This window comes from Candidatus Cloacimonadota bacterium, assembly GCA_034722995.1.
Lineage (GTDB): Bacteria > Cloacimonadota > Cloacimonadia > JGIOTU-2 > JGIOTU-2 > JAGMCF01.
On record JAYEOL010000004.1, the window covers coordinates 1 to 18,329 of the forward strand.

At 31.4% G+C, this 18,329-nt stretch carries 10 protein-coding genes and 1 tRNA gene; all 11 read right to left on the bottom strand.

Annotation, left to right across the window (positions count from 1 at the left end; translation table 11 throughout):
* Nucleotides 1-1,391, bottom strand: a 1,391-nt coding sequence (locus tag U9R23_00455; GenBank protein MEA3474910.1) for a tetratricopeptide repeat protein, incomplete at its 3' end; no start/stop codon positions are given.
* A 341-nt stretch (nt 1,392-1,732) separates the two neighbouring features.
* Nucleotides 1,733-3,256, bottom strand: a complete 1,524-nt coding sequence (locus tag U9R23_00460) for an aromatic amino acid ammonia-lyase (GenBank protein ID MEA3474911.1) — start codon at nt 3,254-3,256, stop codon at nt 1,733-1,735.
* A 367-nt stretch (nt 3,257-3,623) separates the two neighbouring features.
* Nucleotides 3,624-4,343 (bottom strand): hypothetical protein, encoded by a 720-nt coding sequence (locus tag U9R23_00465; GenBank protein ID MEA3474912.1) that lies wholly within the window; start codon nt 4,341-4,343, stop codon nt 3,624-3,626.
* Nucleotides 4,340-7,618 (bottom strand): T9SS type A sorting domain-containing protein, encoded by a 3,279-nt coding sequence (locus U9R23_00470; protein ID MEA3474913.1) that lies wholly within the window; start codon nt 7,616-7,618, stop codon nt 4,340-4,342. Before U9R23_00470 ends, U9R23_00465 begins: the two co-directional genes overlap by 4 nt.
* Before the next feature lie 94 nt (nt 7,619-7,712).
* Nucleotides 7,713-8,771 carry a PorV/PorQ family protein gene (locus U9R23_00475; protein ID MEA3474914.1) on the bottom strand — a complete coding sequence of 353 codons (1,059 nt, stop codon included), beginning with the start codon at nt 8,769-8,771 and terminating at the stop codon, nt 7,713-7,715.
* A gap of 148 nt (nt 8,772-8,919) precedes the next feature.
* Nucleotides 8,920-9,004: transfer RNA gene (locus U9R23_00480), tRNA-Leu, on the bottom strand.
* A 67-nt stretch (nt 9,005-9,071) separates the two neighbouring features.
* Nucleotides 9,072-10,184, bottom strand: a complete 1,113-nt coding sequence (locus tag U9R23_00485) for a tetratricopeptide repeat protein (GenBank protein MEA3474915.1) — start codon at nt 10,182-10,184, stop codon at nt 9,072-9,074.
* Nucleotides 10,185-10,197: 13 nt separating this feature from the next.
* Entirely contained in the window at nt 10,198-13,734 is a 3,537-nt protein-coding gene (gene smc / locus U9R23_00490) for a chromosome segregation protein SMC (protein ID MEA3474916.1), read from the bottom strand.
* A 142-nt stretch (nt 13,735-13,876) separates the two neighbouring features.
* On the bottom strand, nt 13,877-15,577 hold the full coding sequence (locus U9R23_00495; GenBank protein ID MEA3474917.1) for a POTRA domain-containing protein: 1,701 nt from the start codon (nt 15,575-15,577) through the stop codon (nt 13,877-13,879).
* A 325-nt stretch (nt 15,578-15,902) separates the two neighbouring features.
* Nucleotides 15,903-16,196, bottom strand: coding sequence for a GIY-YIG nuclease family protein (locus tag U9R23_00500; protein MEA3474918.1), 294 nt, complete (start codon nt 16,194-16,196; stop codon nt 15,903-15,905).
* Nucleotides 16,197-16,456: 260 nt separating this feature from the next.
* Nucleotides 16,457-17,536: a restriction endonuclease subunit R gene (locus tag U9R23_00505; protein ID MEA3474919.1), complete on the bottom strand. Its 1,080-nt coding sequence runs from the start codon at nt 17,534-17,536 to the stop codon at nt 16,457-16,459.
* Between the last annotated feature and the right edge of the window lie 793 nt (nt 17,537-18,329).

The following is an 18,329-nucleotide window of genomic DNA, read 5'->3' on the forward strand; positions in this document are numbered from 1 at the left end:
ATTTCTAAATTTTCTTTGGTAACATCATCTATATGTAATTTTTTATCTAAAGTATCTATATCAGACTTAATTGTATCCGATACTGGAATTGCAGTCAAACTGTCAGGAATAAAGCTCAGACTATCCTGAATATTTGTTTCAAGACTATCCTCAATAAAATTATGGTAAAGTATATTGAGAGAATCCAGTTGTTCATTCAAATTACTTAATTGATTGATGATTTTATCATATATTGCGATTGTTGAGTCCGGTAAAGATAGATTCAAATTATAGTATTCAGCAATATTGAATTGGGCTTCAACAAGTTCAAGTATATCATCGGAATTTTGTTTTGATTCATAAGCAATGAATTGATTAGCAGTCTTGATTTTTTTTAAAGCATCTGCCATTAATTCTTTATCAATTTTTTTAGATTTTACTTTTTGAAATTTCTCTACAGCATTTTGATAATTATGAAGTAGAGAAAAATATATATCTCCCCAATAATAATACGCTATATCTGCAATTTGTTTCCCTTTATTTTCGTTAATTAACTTCTCAAAAATTGAAAATGCAGTTTCTGTATCTTCTAAATAAGCATAACAAATTCCGATGTTCAAATCAATTTCATTAATCTTATCATCAATTATTTCATCTTTCTTTAGCTTTTTGAATTGTTTCTCTGCCTTTTTGTATTGGTTTAACTCCATATAAATCTTACCAATATAAAATCTTGTATCTAACCTCATTCGTTTGGGGGGACTGTTTGAAAGAAGCTTATTAAAAATGACCAATGAGTTATCATATTCTTCATTTTGATATTCAATTTGTGCGTATTGGAAAAGAGCGTTCAGGTAGGATTCTTTTGAGATTTTCTTTTCAATTAAAGTCTGGAGAATTGCTTTTGCCGGGACATAATTCTTTTCTTCAAGATAATATTTTGATAGATATAGATATGCTTGTTCGCGGCAAGGCATAAATTTATCATTGTTGAAAATAATATTAAACTGGGTTTTTGCTTCATCAATTTTTTTTAGTTTAAGATATGTTCTTGCAAGGTATAGTTTAGTTAAAGGGTATGATGGACTTTCATTGTAATACTGTTCAATTTCCTGAAATTTCTTCAACGCTTTCAGATAATTCTCTTGTTCAAAAAAGCATCGTCCCATTAAGAAGATAGCATCGTCCACATATCTGCTTTTTGGGTATTCCTTTATAACATAAGTGCATTTTGCAATAGATTTTTCAAATGTCTTTTTAATGCTTGAATTTACTTTATTATTGTTTTTTTCTTTGGCTGTTTTTGCTTCTGTATAGTATCTTTTAGCATTGTAAAAGGTGTTAAAATATACATCATAGTAACCACAAGAACTGATTAAGGTAAATATTACAATTAAATAGATTTTTTTCATTGGAAATTTTTTCTTTAAATGCATGCTTTTAAATCTAACATAATATATTAGCTGATGATCAAGTATTTAACAATGTGACCGTAAGAGTGTTGAAGAATTGATTATGGGACTATATCCACTTTCTGCAAAGGAATTGGAAGGACAGTTTGAATATTTAAATTAGGGACGCATCTTCTGAGGAGTCGTCATGGATTCATCCTTCGCAATAGCAGTTCTACTGCTATGAAGAACGGACCACTCCATGACGAACTTAATTATCCTTTACGATAATTCAAAGCAGAAAATTGGCGCAGCGAACTTGAGACTCGTTTCGCTGCGCACATAGTATCGTTTCTTTTCACTTATTCCAAATTTCCTATAACCCTTTCCACTTCTTCCAAAATTTCACAAGATTTAACTAATTCTTTCATTCTTGTATGGTCAGAGTATAAGGGACGGTCTTCATCAAGGAAATCCACATATTTCCTAATTACCTTTTTCGCTGTGGCTACACCTTTACCTGGATTAAAATCTCGGAAATCTAAAGCTTGCGCTGCTGCCATGAATTCTATTCCCAGCACTCCATAAGCATTATCTAAAATCTGGTCATTTTTGATAGCAGTATTCATTCCCATAGAAACAAAATCTTCCTGGTCAGCAGCAGCAGGAATAGATTGAATAGAAGCAGGAACAGAAAGGATACGCTGTTCAACAATTTGCATACATGCAGTATACTGACTGAGCATTAATCCAGACATCATACCAGCTCCCTTTGTTAAAAATGGAGGTAATCCAATACTCAATGCTGGATTCGTTAAACGGTTGAGTCTTCTTTCAGACATAACACATACCATAGTTACAGCAGCACTTATCATATCCATAGGTAATGAAACAGGGCTTCCTTGAAAATTGGCTCCTGTTATTGTTAATTTGTATTCTGGGAAGAAAACAGGATTATCACCCACACCATTAAGTTCTATTTCTACTTGACTTTTGGCGTAAGCTACAGCATCGTGGACTGCACCAATTACTTGTGGAGTGGAACGCATAGAATAGGCATCCTGAACCTTCATTTTAAATTTGCCAGTTAGAAGGTCGCTTCCTTCTACACATTTATTCAGAGCTTTAGCGGTTCTAACAGCTCCAGAAAAGCCTCTTATCTGGTGTAAACGAATGTCATAAGGCTTCATATTGGCATATAATGCTTCCAGTGTCATTGCACAGGCAATTTCTGCTTGTTTAAGCCAGCGATTGATATCATATAATTGAATAGCGCTCATAGCAGTAAGTAAGTTTGAGCCATTAATAGCAGCCAGTCCATCTCTGGCTTTTAACCCTGGAATAGTAATTCTTGCTCGTTCCATTGCAACTTTGCCGGGTAACTTTTCTCCTTTGTAATATGCCTCCCCTTCACCCATTAGCAAAAGAGCAAGTTGAGCCATTGGAGCCAAATCTCCACTTGCCCCAACAGAACCTTTCTGACATACAACAGGGGTAACGCCTTTGTTCAACATTTCAATAAAAGTTAGAGGAATTTCAGGTCTGCATCCTGATTTTCCTTTGGCAAGGACATTTATTCTGCTTGCCATTGCTCCACGAATATATTCAATAGGTGCTGGGTCACCGATACCAGCTGCGTGATTATAAATCAAATACTTCTGAAATTGTTTCGTCTGCTCATCATCCAATACCACTTCAGAAAATTCGCCTATACCAGTATTGACTCCATACATAATTTCATGTCTTTGAATCTTTTCTTCCAGCATAGCACGACATATATTAATCTTTTTCAAAGCTTCTGGATGAAGCTCAACCTTTTCATTGTGCCTAGCGATTTGAACCAGTTTTTCAACTGTTAATCCTGAGCCATCTAATACTATAGCCATATTAATCCTCCAATGTAATAAATTTTTATGTTTTTAAATATAGATTATAAATTCTTTAAAATTAAAGAATTTTTGTAAAGAAAATATTTGTTAAAAATCAGAGCATAAAATATCCGATTTTTGCCTGAACTCTATTCAAAAATAATGGATATGCTCTTTATTCGGCAAACTTACAAGTATTTCACGGATACCTAATTTTGCTCCTAATTGTCTTTTTAGAAGGCAGATAATTAGTCTTTAAAAAGGGTATTAAAATTTTTCTAACTTCAGAGAAGTTGAAAAAAATGCTTTCATTAATGTATAGCATTTGATTTTCCATTCTATAGGCAATTATCAGCGTTCAGTTTTATTAACTTCATTTCTTGTTTTAGAATCTCTTTACAAGAGCAAAGGTTATTTTCTCGCTTTTAGGATTAAAGTCAATATGAAAAGAAAAATCCTTTTTGACAGTTAAATTTTTGTTATATTTAGCAGTAGAACGAACCGCTTTAATCATGCTTATTACTCTATTTGCAATCATAGCGCCGATAGTAAATTTTGCTAAAATCTTAAATTTGTTTTTCTCACGCCGCAACTCTCCATATCTATACCAGATATCTTCTGAGTGCCAATTCCATTCTTCATTCCCTTGATAAAGATTATTATAAAGGAATTCGTCGTGGTCTTCTTGATTCCATTTCTCTAAATCATAACTTTGCAATTGTGAATCTGTAAGTCCGAGTCTCCACCTTGCATATATTCTGGCATTATTATTATATTCTGTACTGGAAAAGTAATGTTGAAGATCTTTGTAATATTGAGCACTACCATTTGCAATATTACTTCCAGAATATGCAGATGCATATATTTTGTAGTCTCTTTCTGCCCAGTCTGCTTCCTGTAAGAATCCAAAATATCCAAGCCAGAGAATAGTCTCGCTTGCAAGACTAATAAGAGCTGAAGTATTATTTTTGGAGTAAAATTCTCCAGCACCTGGCAACAAGGAAGAAAGCAAGGCTGCTTTTGTTTTTGACTTTAGCTGTTGTGCGGAAAGCGTAGAGCATAATAAAAAAATTATTGTTAATATAAATAAGATTCTTTTTTTCATTTTGCAATACCAATTTTTACCAATCTTTTCTGACTCCCGACCTTAACAATTGCAAAATAAATGCCAGAAGTGATTCTGTCTATATTCCAAACATAGTCCTCGTTTATGTATGCTTGAATTTCTTTTTCATCCTTAAAAAGTAATTTTGCAGTCAAATTATAAATATGAATACTTGAGTATGTCTCTTCTGGCGAGTTTATTCTGATTCTTACATCGCCTTTTTTAGCAGGATTGGGGAATGCAATAATTCGTAAATATTCAGTAGAGTCAGGTTTTCCTTTAGTTATTTCATTCAAACAGCTCCACCTTTCAGGTCCATTTTTGTAGCCATTCCAGTAAATTTCAGATTCCCCGACAGCTTCATTATCAAACGAGAAAATTTTTATTATTGAGTCCGATACTGGAAAATAAATATATGTTGAATCATCTGTGAAATTGATGTATGGAGATGAATGAGAATATCCGAGTGAAAAACTATATTCCGGGACTATCACACAATCTTCTGAAATAGCTTGTGTCCAGTTAGATGCAGTTGGTAGAAAGAGAGATATGTTTTCAGGCAATAGAGATTTTCCAATTATTGGTAAAACTGAAGGTGAGTAATTAACTGCATTTGGGATTATAGGAAATTTTTCTAATAATGCACCATTGGGTTGAATTGCAAAGATTGTATTATCTGCCGTAAACACAATATCATGTATGCCATCGTTATTAACATCACCAAGGGCAATGTTTGAAATTTTACTAAAATTATAACTTTCCTCTGCAAAAATTTTCTCTATCTTATCCTCTTCAATCTTGTAAATAGAGCCGCCAGCATCCTGGAAATAGATAACCTGGGTTGAATCTTTATTTTCAATTACAGGATAAAATTCCCCAAAATTTGATGAAATAGAGAATTCTGCAATAGGAGGAATTGATAAACTCGTATCATAAATTGCAATTGTATTGGGATAATTTAGAACGACAATTTCCCGTCTGGAATTATTATATGCAATTTTAGGATTATTTGCATATTCCTTATCATAAAACATTAGATTATTATTTACTATCTTATATATTGTTATATGGTTCTCTGTCGGGACTAATATCTTATTTTTTGAAATAGCAATAGGGGAGTCTGATATTATATCATTAGTGTATGTTCCAAATGAGGAAAGATATGGGTAATTATTTAGGTTAAAATTTACCAATGCAATTGAGTCTTCAAATGCAACTATGATAAAGTTATCTGTTTCTCTTTTTAATAAAGAGATGGGTTGAGATATTCTTTTATTAAAACTATAAGGAAAATCTTCAAAAATGTCATTATTGATAGTAAGCATAGAATCTGAGGTAAAAGCTATATTTTTTGTGCCAAATATTGAATCCTCAAAAAATAGAATCTCATTATCTGGATTGAACTTACTTGCAGGAGTGATTGATTTTATATTGCTATATAGTTGATATTGGAACTTAAAGCTCATAGTAGTTCCATAATTGCTGATGTCAAAAATTTCCATTAAAGAATTTATATTCTCATTACTAAATGAGTTTGGTGTAGTTGTTGGTCCAAAGTGATAATTATGAAATCTATTAGAATCACCTGGAGTCCATATACCGGGTTTTGTTTTGAAAAAGGGCTCATACAGAGTCCCAGCAGCATAATTTGAGTATGGATTTCCAATATCCCAGATACCATCTGCTTCCAACAATTTTACACCTTTTCGGCCAGATTTTCCATTAACAGAATTTGCCTCAAACCTACTATATGGCTTTCCATCTACATAAACGATTTCATCATAAATTACATAATCATCAATATGCCAGATACACAGTCCACCATTTGTTTCAGCTTCAAGATATGGGTCATAAGTAGGAAGCATAAAATCATATTCATTGTTTGGCAGCCAGTTTGTAGTGTCGGCAGGATATAGTGGAACTCTCTTAGTAACATCATCAAGTTTTATACCAGTTGTTCCATCTCCATCAATATCAGTCTCGCGATTCTCCAATAAGAAATATTCCTCATCATTAATTGGGATTTTGATAAACTGAGGATTTGCAGTAAAAGGAAATTCAGCAGCATCAATTAATATTTCCTTTGGGGAAGTAACTTCAACATATTTTCCCGAATTCTTGAATGCATTTTCCCATATAAGTAATCTTGACCAGACAGACGGTAGGATTGGGAGTGCTCCTTCTATAACAATAGTATCTTGCGGACTTACTGTGGCGTCTATAGAAACCACAGCTGTCATTCCGCCGCTATCCATAATATCCCAGTAGCCCACAGCAGGAAACATATTGTTTGTATTGTATAAATCAACAAAGCCAAGACTATGTCCGAATTCATGAACCATTTCCGCAATTGGTGCTCCAAATCCGAACTGGTAATGTCTACTTTTGTAAAAGTCTTGTGAGATTGTTTCTGGCACATTTGCTGCTTCCTTGATATATGTTGTATCACCAGCACTATTTGTAACAGCGATTGAATCATCCTCTAAACTAATAAAGAATGAGGGAAGGTCACAAGGTGTGTCCCAAAAAACATCATGCTGCCAATCAGAACCTGCATGAATTAGCATAATGTGATTGTAGTCAGAAAAGTTAATATCAGAAGTTTGAGGAAAATTTGTTGTATCTGCTGAAATTATAGCATCTTTGAAATATTCAGTAAATCTTTCAGTTTTTAAATTCCAATCTTCAGTATCTGGATTATAATAAGCCATTTCATGAGGGAGATGATACGCTGTATCGGCTTTATTAGGAAATATTTTAAAATGGAAATTAACTTCAGTGAAAGGGTCAAATGAGTTTAAGACGCCTAAACTTGCAGTTTGATAATAGTATTGCATTGCAATGATACATTGATGAAAATATGTAGAGTCATGAGGAGGAGAACCAATTGTTCTAACTGAATCTAATTCGCTATTTTCATCAGTAAAATAATCATAATCGCTAAAGTCAAATTTTCCATTTCCTGTTGTTTTAGGATTATCAGGTTCTTCTTTTATAAAATCAACCAAGAGCACAAGGAGATTAACTCCATATTCATCACCATTTCTTTTTAAAAATTTCTTTCTTTCTTTACGAATCTGAAACTTTTCTCTATAAATATTGGGTAAACGTTTAATTTTCTGAAAATGCTTTGTAATACGAGTATCTTCTTTTTTTAGAATTTTCAAATTATTTGTTTTACCTACTGCAAGAAAGGGAAAAACAAACAAGATTAAATAGAATACAATTATTACATTTTTCAGTGAGACAATCTTAGTATTGGCTTTCAATATCATATTATTACCCTTTTATAAAGATTTTGATGATGAACATATTTTACCATTACACAATAATTGCAAAAGAGAATTCTCAGATTATTTAGTGGTATTATTAGAATTTTATCCCTAAAGAAAAGGTTTTATTATTAGTAGTAAGTTCACCAGCAGGTTGTAGGGCAAAATCAAATGATAATTCTTTTCCTTTGGAGAATTCATAACTAATACCACCACCAAATGAAACACCTCTGATATGCCCTGCAACATCATTTACATAACCAGCTCGTAAAGAGATTAGATTGTAGTATTTGTATTCCACACCAATATTTTCTATCATAGAATCAATCTCATACTGAAAGTCGTCATCATACAATGAGGTAAACCATCTTTTCCATAAAGGGTCTTCTGGCTTCACAAGCATCTTGTTTATATCAGCAGAAGCTGTCATTTTGTTATATTTTGAATCAAGAATTTTATAAGAAAAGCCAGCTCGTAAATTTAAGGGCATAGGTTGACTATTTTCTGAATTAGCATAAGTCATATCTGGACCAAAATTTTGGATATTAATTCCACAGGAAAGACGGGGGATGATAAAATTCTTTTTTAGTAAACCCATATCAACTACAAATGTATATCCTGTTCCCTCTAATTGGGAATCTCCCATATTTATTGGTGGGCATAATCCACTAATGATTCCTTTAATATTTATGCCTATTCCAAGATCATTTTTAATTTCAGTGCCATATACAGCACCAATAGCAATTTCATAACTGGTAAAAGTACACAAATAATCTCCATTTTTATCTCTTGCTTCTGATTCACCATAAGTCATATAGGTTACATTTAATCCCAGTGATCCAATTCCTTCAAAATATTGAACATATCCGAGATATTCGTAGTACATATCATCTATAACATCGCCAAACCAATTTGAGTGCATAAGGTCTATATCAGAATGTTTGATGAAAGCAAGTCCGCCTGGGTTCCACCAGGAAGCGATTCCTCCCTCTGCTATTGATACATAAGAGTGGCCCATCCCACCCGGGCGTGAGCCAGGTTCAATAAGCAGGAATATGCAAGTTGCTTCAGATCCAGCGTATGCTGGTATAGTTGATACAACAGCGAAGCTTATAAATAATCCTAGACATAGGATTAGTTTAATTTTTTTATTCATTTTTTATGGTCTCCTTTGGATGATTTTATGAATAATTTAATAATTTCATTTGCCTTATAAACCTTTAAGGCAAACTAACGTATTGAACGCAAATATATGGTTAAATAGCAAGATAAAATACGATTACTCCTAAGTTACACATTTTTAGTGCCGAAGGCCGGACTCGAACCGGCATGCTGTAAAACAGCGCTGGATTTTGAGTCCAGTGCGTCTACCAATTTCGCCACTTCGGCTTTAACAAAAAAATATATTTTCTATTATTGATGTCAATTTTTTTTATCCTATTAAAGAAAAAATTTTCTAATTAGATTTCATTTGCTTATTATTAAAATAGTGCAAACTATCCTCTATTTTACCAGTCTTTTTTCTTAACTCAGAGATTCTATTATGAAGCATTTCCTTTTTTTCTTCATCGTTTTCATTCTGCAGCATTATCTGGTAGATATCCATAACTTCATTGTATAAACCGAATTTTTCATAGATGTCTGCAAGCATCTGATAATATTCATTCCTTTCATCATGACGAGTTGATTGGATAGTTGAATTCAATGTGTTTATAGCCAACAGGAAATTGTTCTCGGCTAATAAGCCATCTATAAGAAGTTTATATGCTTTCTTTTTAAAATTAGATTCAGGAAAATTTTGGGTAAGATTATTTATATTTTTAATAGTATTCTTCCAGTCCTTTTGTTCATGATAAATCAAAGCTAATTGAAAATATACGGAATCCAACCAACTTACTTCTGGATTTATATCAACTATTTTGTTATACTCATTAATTGATTCAGCGTATTTCCTGATTTTGAAATAATAATTTCCCAGCTCAAACCTGAGTTCTGGACAAAGCTTACTGCGAGGATATTTTTTAATGAAGTTTTGAAATATCTCAGTTGGATGTTTTGTTATACCAAGATAGTAATTACAACGTTCTATCTGGAAAAAGGCATAATCCTTGATGTCTAAATCAAAATTATGATAAACGAAATTTTGATAAAGAAGCTTCGCTTTTGAGTAATCTTCTCTTGAGAAATATATATCTCCCATTTTTTTTAAGGATAGAATTCCTAATTTTGAAAACGGAAATCTATCATTAAGTTCAGAAAAGATTGTAAAAGCCATATCCGTGTAATCCAGCATTAAATAGGAGTCAGCAATATTGAAAAGAGCATATAAAGACAGTGAATCCTCTGGATTTTTGCAAAGGTATTCTTCAAAATAAGCGATTGATTCGTAATACTCTCTATTTTGTTGGAGCATTTTACCAGAAAAGTATAAAAAAGGACTATCTCCTTGAATCTTTCCCTTTTTAAAGATAAATAACGAATCTATTGAATCAAGCTTTATCTCTAATTCATTGCTCCATAATTGAATGGAAAATAATATCAATATTATAAGAGGTAGGAAATGCTTCATTTATAAATTATTATTAAGATAGATTTACCGAAACGATTTTAGAAACTCCGCTTTCCTCCATAGTAATTCCATATAGGTAATCAACGGCTTCCACAGTTCGTTTATTATGAGTAATAATGATAAATTGGGTGCTCTCTGAAAATTTATTTAAAAGATGAAGGAAACGATTTATATTAGCATCATCCAGTGGTGCATCAATCTCATCAAGAATACAAAATGGACTCGGTTTTACCAGATATATTGAGAACATCAAAGCTATTGCAGTTAGAGCTTTTTCTCCTGTAGAAAGTAGATTTATATTTAAGATTCTCTTTCCTTTCGGGCTGGCAAGGATTTCAATTTTTGAATCTAATGGATGTGATATATCTTCCAAACGGAGAGTTCCTTTACCACCATTAAAAACTTCTTTGAAAATCATTTCAAAATTTTCTTGAATTTGTTTAAAAGTATTTAAAAACATCTTTTTTGCAGTTTCGTTAAGTTGTGAAATTGCCTGCTGTAGATTCTTTTGAGATTGTATCAAATCTTCCATTTGTTCATTTAGAAATTTTAGTCGTTTTTTTTGAGTAGCATAGTCATCAATTGCTGCTAAATTTATTGGACCTAAATTATCAAGCAGTTTTTGATTCTTTACTATCTCGCTGTTTAAATCATTTGGGTCTAAACCTGCATATTCTTTCTCATTATCGTGTGTAAGGTCATGATGAAAATGAGAGATTACATTCTCCTGGATATGATTCAAATTCAATTTTGCCTCTTGAATTTTTAATTCAATATTTTGTTTATTTTCAGTAAAAATATCCTTTTTAAATTCAAATTCGTGTAATTTTAATTTAAGCTCATCTATTTGGTCCTGAAGTGTATGAAATTGATTTTCTTCTTTTAGTGCTTTTGCCTTAAATTTATTCAGTTCCTTAATCTCGGAGCGGAATTTGTTTTCTAATTCATCTATTAATTTTTCTAAATTCGCAATCTCTTTTTTCTGTGGGTCAATAGTTTCTTTTAGTTTTGTTAATAGATTATCGTTTTCATTCATAATAAGCTTGTTTTTGCGAATATTTTCTGAAATAAAATATACATCTTTTTCTAATTTTGCGATTTCTATATTTAATCTCTGCAGATTTTGTTCAGTTTTAGACCTCTGATTTCTAAGATGCTGTAGTTCTTTCCGAATTTCATCCTGTTTGGCAATTAAATCCTCAGTATTATTTTCTGGTAATTCTTTTAGTTGCGCTTCAATATTTTTTTGCCTATATTCAATTTTAATCAAGTCCTTTTTAGTTTTATTTAGGATATCTTTTGTTTCCTTTTGTAAATTTGTGAAATTATCAAGTTGCAGGGAAAGTTGTATTTTTTCTTTTCTTTTATCCATCAGAATGGATTCAAGTTTTTTAATCTTGTCAGAAACAGATATCATTTTTTCGCTTTTCTGTTTTTTATTAGAAGCTATGTCCTTTAATTTTTTATTCAAATCATCAAGCATGATAGATTTTTTCTGGATATCACCCTGAATTTTTTTGATTTTTTTCTTCCTTGATAATAGTCCATCAGTATAGGAATTATGCCAATTAGTTTTCACAATTCCAAAACTGCTAAACATTTCACCATCATTTGAGATGAAATGTAATTCACGATAAGAGTCACGATTTTCAAAAGCTAACTTTTTTGCTGTCTGTCTATCAGGAACCATGTAGATATTTTCAAGAATTTTTGGATTGATGTTCAAATTATTTATCTTTACCAAACTTGTTAAAGGTATTGCAGAATCATACTTATTAATTTCTAAATTTTGTGAACAAGTTTGATTATTCAGAGCGTTTTCAACAAGTATATTTGAATTAAGACCTTCTTTTTGAAGTAAAGACAGTATCTTCTCAATTTCATTTTCAGGGCAGACTGCGGATGAGATGAGATATTTTAATGTGTTTTCAATAAGAGAGATATATTTATCATCAATTTCAATACGGTCACTCATTATAGAAATGTTTTTTTTATCTGAAAAATACTCAATAATCTTTTTTGTGCCTTCTTCGTAACCAGATAAACTGCTTTCCCAATCAATTAACTGTTGAACTTCTTTCTCAAGAGACTTTGTTTGCAATTCATCATTATGAATTTGTTTTAATAAATTGTTTTCTAAGTCAGTCAGCTCCCGCATTTCTAATTCAAGGGAGGATTTTTGCTCAAGTAGATAATTTAATTCAGATTTGCGTTGTTTTTCATATTCTTTATTTTTAGCAATTAGTTTAAATAGATTCTCAATTTTGGTTTTATATTTATAAATCTTACTTTGCAGAATCTCTTTTTGTTCAGACATTACATTCTTTTTTGTGCTAATTTCAGATTTTTCATTTAATAGTATTTTTTGACTACCCGTTATATTGTTTATTTTATTGCTTATTTCTTCAAGAGATGAATTCTGTTTGTTAATTTTGTCTATAATAATGGATAATTGGCTTTTTATATTCTGAGCGTTGATTTTTTTTTCTGAAAGTTTTTCCGTAATTGTCTTGGATGCTTTAATATCCTTTTCTAAATTCTCTTTTACAGATACATTCTGGTCTTCAATTTTCTGAATTCTTTTTGTATTTTCTGTAAGAACTGATTTATTATTATAAATCTGCTGCCGATTAAGTAAGATTTCTTTTTCATAGTTATTGATTCTGGTTTCAATATCTTTTAATTTGTTTTGTTCTTCTTTCAATTTTTTTTCAATGCTTAATAGGCTATTGTTTTTTTGATTATATGTTTGTGTAGATTTTGATATATTCTTGATGGTTTCAGTTAATTTTTTTTCAATATTTAGGTATTCGTTATCTAATGGCTTGAGTTGTTTTTGTACCTCAAAGAATTTTATACCTTCAACTTGTATTTGGATTTTATTAATTTTTTGTTTCAGGTTTTGGTATCTCTTTGTTTTTCCCACCTGATGGCGAAGTATGCCTACCTGATGCTTCACTTCAGCTATTATATCTTCAAGGCGAGTAAGGTCATTCTTAACTGATTTGAGTTTATTTTCACTTATTTTTTGACTCTGTCTATATTTCATAATTCCAGAAGCTTCTTCAAACAGGTATCTACGTTCTTCATCATTGCTGCTGAGCAGTTCATCAATCATAGCTTGTTCCATAAAGGAGTATGCTCGTCGTCCCATTCCAGTATCGTAGAATAGGTTAAGAATGTCTTTTAATCGGCAGGAATTATTATTAATTTTAAACTCACTCTCTCCATCTCTATGGACTTTTCTTGTTATTGTGACCTCTTCAAAATCAACAGGCAGGATTTTTTTGTCATTATCAATTATTATAGAAACTTCAGTGAAACTATGTGGTGCACGTTTTCTGGTTCCTTTGAATATAACATCTCTCATTGAATCCCCGCGCAACTTTCTTGGATTTTGCTCTCCAAGGACCCAGTGAATTGCATCGGAAATATTAGATTTTCCACAACCGTTTGGGCCAACAATTCCAGTTAGTCCCTTTGAGAAACTGAATTTTGTTGTATCGGCAAAGGACTTAAATCCTGTCAATTCTAATTGTGTTAATTTCAATCATTCTCCTATAAAAATGAAACTTGAAACTGGAAATTGGAAACTTGGGAAATAATCAAGTATTCCATCTTCGCTGTGCTTCCACCCTCCGTCCCGAAAAAAGTCGGGACTGCGGAGGACAGGTTGACGGACAGGCAAGTTTCTAAAACCCTGTTTCTATTCCAAAATGCAAAGTTCCATCAAGCGGATTAGTCCATTGTCTATCCTGATATCCAATTCCATAATCAATTTTTATAATTCCGATTTTACTTTTCATATGGATTCCAAACCCACATCCTAAAAGATGTCTATTCTCTGCACTATAGCCATAGTCCAAAAATGCAAATGCCCTTGAATCTCTAGAAAGAAGATAACGATATTCTATATTGAATATACAAAATTTGTCTGATTTGAATTGATTGTCAATAAAACCCCGCAGATTATCGTATCCGCCAAAATAATAATAATCATATTTTGAAAGGGAATCTCCAGAAGTATAGAGCAGATTTGTGCGACCGCGTAAAGACAATATATTATTTTTACTTTTATTAATCGGGATGTTACATTGGATATCTGCAGAAATTTCTTGATGATAGGATTTCTTGTTTTTCCAATTTATAGCGTATGATAGAGAATAATAATAACCTGTTTTCGGATTTATAGGATAGTCTAATTTGTCTTTTCTCCATTCTGCTCCAACTCCTTTTTTATTTGTGCGAATAGTATCCTGAAGACTGCTTTTCGTAAAGATTTTCACACCAATTTTATCATAGCTGCTCATTAAGAAGTTTGTCTTTAATTGAAATTCAGAATTAACATAAATTGTATCAATGCTTTTTCTTTTAAAAGATAATTCTGCAGAAATTTGCTGATGTAAGATAAAAGGTTCTATGTATGATATGTAGAATTGAGAGGAATTTTTTTTCAATTTTCTCCAGGAAAGGTTTATTTCTCTGTCTGTGCCTAAAATATTTAGAAAAGTGAAATCAATGTATCCTGTAAGTTTTTCAATAAATGAAACATCTTCTTGAGAAGCGAATCCCAGGACACCTTGAAAATGGTTCATCTGTTTTTCTTTTATTGTGATTAATAATTCTCTTTTATTAAGAGGAACAATTTCAGCATCTGAAATGTATTTCTTATGAATTAGATTCCGTTTTGCTGATTCTATCCTTGAGTTTCTATAGATTTTATTCTCTTCAAAATTTGTAATAAGTTTTAATGTCTTATCTTTAGTAATTTCATTCCCTTTGAAAATTAGCTCAGAAATTCTAACAAAATCATTTTCTATAATTCTGCACAGGACAGATATTTTTTCATTATTTATTGATAGACTGTCTATTGCAACTTCACAAAATGGATAACCTTTCTCTCCATAAGCATCGACAATGGATTTCAAATCTGCATTTAGCTTTTCGATTGAGAAGGGCTGAGCGGATTTTGTAGAGATCATCTTTTTCAATTTATCATTTGAAAAGTACCGATTGCCAGAGAAGTTAATATCCGATACTATAAGCTTATTGTTTTCAAGGATTTCAATTTTTATGTTTACGAATTCTCCAGATTCATCTGGTAGAACTTCTGGAGGGAGAATTTGTATTAAATAAAATCCTTTATTTTTATAGAGTTGAAGAACATTGTTTAAATTATTATTAAGCTCCTGATAGGAGAACTCATCGCCTTCCTTTATTCTTAATGATTTAAGAATTTCTGCTTGAGAGAAATGTTTATTGCCTGTAATTTCAATGGATTTGATTTTTAGGGGTTCAGCAAATAATGGATAGAAAAAAAGAAGCGACAGGAATAAAATGATGCCTGCGAAGTGAGTTTTTAATTGATTCTTATGCAAAATATATGTAATCAAGTTTGAATTTATTAACAGTTTAATTTATATTATAAACGATATGAATAGGTTATAAGTATATTTTATATCATTTTTTATTATTTGGATATAAATCCTTGTATTCAATCATTTCCCCGTTTTCATTATGCAGTTGCCCACAAATAGGACATTCATAGACAGTGATTCCATTTATTTTTGTTTTTATTAATAATGCAGTGCAGACTTGGCAGGATAAGGATTCTTTCATATTTTATTTCCTTTTCTTACTTTAATATGTTCATAAAACCACGAAAAGGTGTCATTCCCACCCCTCTCCATGTCATTCCCGCGGATGCGGGAATCCAGTTTATTCAAACCAATCTTTTGATAAGTCCTTCCATTCAGGATTCTCTTTCTCAATAAGCTCAATTTTCCATTTTCTATACCATTTTTTTAATTGCTTTTCTCTTTGAATAGCAAATCTAATGTCATTTGTTGTTTCAAAGTGAACAAGTTTATCAACACTATATTTTTTGGTAAAACCCCCAATAGTTTTATTCTTATGCTCATACATTCTTCTTTCTAAATTGTTTGTAACGCCGATGTATAAAGTACCATTTCTTTTGCTTGCTAAAATGTAAACATAGTATGTTTTATCCATATAGAAATCTCAAGTAATGAATTTTCCTTTTATGGATTCCCGATCAGGTCGGGAATGACAGTGGAGTGAAAGAATTGTGGGGTGGGCAGGTAATGTTTTTTTTATTTATTTTAAACATTTTTATCCCCAATTCATGCTTCCTTGTCATTCCCGTGAAAGCGGGAATCCAGTCTTTAAAACCAATCATTTGATAAGTTTCAACTTTTTTTGTGTCACTTTTTCTTTAATCCCCAACAGATTAGTGGGCTAAAAGTATTTAACTATTTTGCATTTATTTTTAAATCATTTTTTGAATAACCAAAAAGTGATATGGTTCTATAACATAAATCTACAATACTATTTGCACTAAGATTGGTTTCAACATAAATATTAGTATGCTTAATTTTTTTATGTTTTCGTAATTCATTCCCATTTTTTGTATAGTATGGTCGCTTGCGACCAACAAGTGATAAAACTTTATCAAATTCATTTTTATTAGTAGAAACAATAACATCACATAAAGTAATTAAAACATCTTTCCAAAAACGAACCTCATACTCAGTACCTCTGAATATAAATGAAGATATTGATTTCCCAGAATATCTACTTTTTGTTTTAGTAAATACCCTTTGTATTTTTTCTGTCTTAGGATATGAAACAGGTTTTTGAACTTGTATTTCTGATATAATTAAAGAGTCCTTATTTTTTGATAGGAAATTTTCTATCTGTTCATCAGTTGCTTTATAACCACATAACTTTTCTGTTGTTTCATTTAATAAATCAACAAGCAAGTCATCAGATTCAGAAATAATTTTATTCCAAGCCTTTTTAATAGTTAATTGAATAATGTTTTTCTTTTTCTGGCTTGTGTAAATTGCTTCTGCATTTGTTATAGCCTGTCCTGATGAAACATTTTCTTTAGAAAGAAAATCAATAAATCTATCAGCAACATTTTCAGATTCTTGTTGAAGTAAGTCTATTGAGTAGAATTTTCTTTGTTCCCAACTACCTTCATTTAACGGAAGATAAAACCACCAGGTTATACCATTAGTTAAAACTGCCAGTTTGACACCTTCCTGAAAAGAATAATTGAGCAACTGAGCTTGATGGTTTTCTAATTCTTCACTAATTTTTTTTACTTCAATGAAAACCTTGTTGCTATTATTAATTCTCAAAGAATAATCAACTCTTTGAGAACCAACTGAATATTCTGGACTTACTTCAGAAATATTAAAAGTATCCCAACCAAGTAAACTTAGTAATCTCAGTACAATCGCTTGTTTTGTAGCAGCTTCATCAAATGTTTCAATCCTTCTGTCAGATTTTAAACTTTCAGTAAATGATATTATTTTGTCTTTCATCCTTCCTCCAAATTTAAATAAAAATATTTAATTATTTTCTTAACAAAGCCAAATAGGCATATAAGTAATCCTATCTTCCTGAGAAAATTTTCCGTCATATAAGATATAACCCTTTTTGATTTCCGGGTATTCAAAAATAAATTCTTTTAGATTATTTATATTAACTCTTTTAGATAATTCACAAAAAACAAAATTTTCAAGATAATTTTTAAATTTATTTGAAAAAAGTCATAACTTTTTTGAAATATATTTAAAAAAAGTCTAAACTATTTTTAAAAATCCTACAGAATATATCTGAAATTTAAAAAATTCAAATAGTCATTGCAATTGGGGAGGGGAATCCAGTCTTTTGGTTATTATTCTCACTTCTAAACAAATAATTCCAAAAGAATTAATTAGTGTGCATCCGTAAACTTGAAAATCTGGTAGAATTATATTTTTCATTCTGTTTTACCTCATTCACATAGTGAAATAAAAAAAAGAGATTTCACGTGGTAAACCTAATCCCTTCTCCTATTCATCCTTCGTAGTTCATCCTTCGGAGTAAACCTATTCATCCTTCGCAGTCTTGCTACGGAGAATGGACGGAGAATGGATACTACGGAGAACGGGAAAAGAGAAGGGGAACTTTTTGTCTCCCTCTCCATGATAGGAGAGGGTCGGGGTGAGGTTGAAAATGGGCTTTATGGACAAACACTAATTATGGATTCCCAATTGAATTGGGAATGACAGGCGGGAAGTTTGGGAATGACAACGGGAGGTGAGGTGGAAATGACAGCAGAGTCTACAGCCT